The organism is Actinorugispora endophytica (assembly GCF_004363075.1).
Taxonomy (GTDB): Bacteria; Actinomycetota; Actinomycetes; order Streptosporangiales; family Streptosporangiaceae; genus Actinorugispora; species Actinorugispora endophytica.
In genome coordinates, this window is record NZ_SNYN01000034.1 from 1 (window position 1) to 2,272 (window position 2,272).

Consider the following 2,272-nt stretch of genomic DNA (forward strand, 5'->3'; position numbering starts at 1 on the left):
GCGCGCGGAGTTCGTCCTCGTCCACGTCCGGCCATTTCGATCCGGTGAGTCCGTAGAAGAGGTTCCGCAGTTCGTCCGGCAACTCCATACCCATGACTTGTTAAATCACCTCCTTCCGTTCGTTCCGTTTGTTCCGTTGGAGCCGTCTCCGTTGATCTCGGAGTTCAGGTTGTCGCCCAAATCGGCGGCCTGATCCTCGGAGTCCTCGAAGGATCGGGATGACGCCAAGGTCTGTGCGGCCGTCTGGTCGAACGCGATGACCAGAGTGTCGATGATATCAACCAGTCCACCGGCCATTGGGGGGAGCTGCTTGTGGAGCGACTGAGATATCTCCTCGTCTTTGCCTCCGCAGACCCACCGGACCGCATCCTGGGAAGGGATTCTCCTTCGGATATCCCTGAGGATGTCGGAGGGCTCGTAGAGAAGTTTCGCCGTCTGTGCCATCTGCTCAGGAGATACTTCCAGCTTGTCAGACAATTCGGCTCCTCATCTTGGATCTGATGCCCTTTTCGGTGGTTCTTCTAATGGGAAACCCTATTACCGGAGCTCGTTACTCGTCTTCGGTGTCTTCGTCACTGCTTTCTTCGTCGTCATCTCCATTTCCGTTTCCGCTGTCATCCCCATTGTTGTTGCCGTACTCGCCGTACGCGCTGTACCCGCCGCTTCCGCTGCCATCGCCTGTCCCCATGATCATGGCGACCTGCGCAGCGGTGATCTCCTGCTCGTCAGAGAGAAGGATGAAATTGAGCCTGCTCTCTTCGAGGTTCTCGGAGATGGTTTCCATCTCCTCTTCTATGGACTTGAGCTGTTCGTGGACCTCGGAGAGGCGGGATTTGACCGAGGTCGACAGGGATCCTGCTTCCGGGAGGAGGGTCCCGTCTCCGAGGAGTATAAGGCTGGTTTTCGGGTTGTTGAACGGGGCCAGCTTCTCCAGGGTCGAGTGGACTTCTTCTTGGATGCCCCCGACGAAGTTCGTATTGAAGTCTTTGATTACCTGGATGTCGATTTTCGTGACGTCGGTACTACCGTCCGTGCCTCCGGTGCCTTCGGTGTCTCCGCCGTCCTCGTCGTCTTCGCCGTCTTCGTCGTCCTCGTCGTCTTCGCCGTCTTCGCCGTCTTCGCCGTCCTCGTCGTCTTCGTCGTCTTCGCCGTCCTCGTCGTCTTCGCCGTCTTCGTCGTCTTCGCCGTCTTCGTCGTCCTCGTCGTCCTCGTCGTCCTCGTCGTCCTCGTCGTCTTCGCCGTCTTCGTCGTCCTCGTCGTCCTCGTCTCCGCCGGTCGCGGTGTCTTCGCCGGTCCCGGTGTCTTCGCCGTCCTCGCCGTCCTCGTCGTCTTCGTCTCCGCCGGTCGCGGTGTCTTCGCCGGTCCCGGTGTCCTCGTCGTCTTCGTCTCCGCCGCCGGTGGAGTCTTCGTCGCTCCCCGAACCGTTGGTGATGGGAGCAGTGCGGGCAAGGGACGGTGTGTCGCTGTCGCTGCCGCTGCCGCTGCCGCTGCCGCTGCCGCCGCCGGTGGAGTCTTCGTTGCTCCCCGAACCACTCCCGCTGCTCTCCTGCCCGGAGCCGTTTCCGGACCCAGGATCGGTCGAGGGCCCCGACTCGTCTTCGGTCTCCGGCTGGGAGACGGTGATCTTGCCGGTGTCGGGGTCGACGCTGACCTGTCCGTCATCGAGAAAGGTGCTCGTGGAGCCGGTTTCGGGGTCGATCAGGGTCTCACCGTCAGGGGTCCTGACAGTGATGATCCCGGTGTCGGGATCGACCTTGACCTCGGAGTCGTCCTCGCCGAGTTCGGTGGTGTGGCCGCCGTTAGGGTCGAGCGTCTTCATGAACGGGGTGCCGACGGTAAGGCTGCCGGTGTCAGGGTCGAGTGAGACAGGAGAGTCCCCGGGATCGACCGTGACCTCACCGGTGACCGGGTCGATGGTCGTCTTGCCGTTGTCGTGCTCGACGGTGATCAGACCGGTTTCGGGGTCGACCGTGACCCTGCCGTTCGTATCGCCGGGTTCGGCGCCCTCCGGAATGATGGTGGCCAGTCCGGTATCGGGATCAACCTCAACCTTTCCGTTACCGGGGTCGAGTGTGACGGCTCCATCCCCTTGATGGTCAACGGTGGCTCGGCCGGTAGCCGGGTCGATGCTGGTGGTGGGGGAGAGAGGTGTTCCGCCGCTTCCCGAGCCGCTGCCGGAACCGCTGCCGGTGTTGCCGCTGCTGGTGTAGGTGGGGGTTTCGTTGGGGGTGGTCTCGGTGGATTCTTCGCCGCTTCCCGAGCCGCTTCCGGT

The 2,272-nt window shown here is 62.1% G+C and carries 1 protein-coding gene and 1 pseudogene; both read right to left on the minus strand.

Annotated features, from left to right (window positions below; genetic code table 11):
- Positions 1 to 105 precede the first annotated feature (105 nt).
- Positions 106 to 477, minus strand: coding sequence for a hypothetical protein (locus EV190_RS22395; protein ID WP_133743596.1), 372 nt, complete (start codon positions 475 to 477; stop codon positions 106 to 108).
- A gap of 73 nt (positions 478 to 550) precedes the next feature.
- Positions 551 to 2,272 (minus strand): annotated as a pseudogene (locus tag EV190_RS23580) (hypothetical protein); the annotation flags it as partial.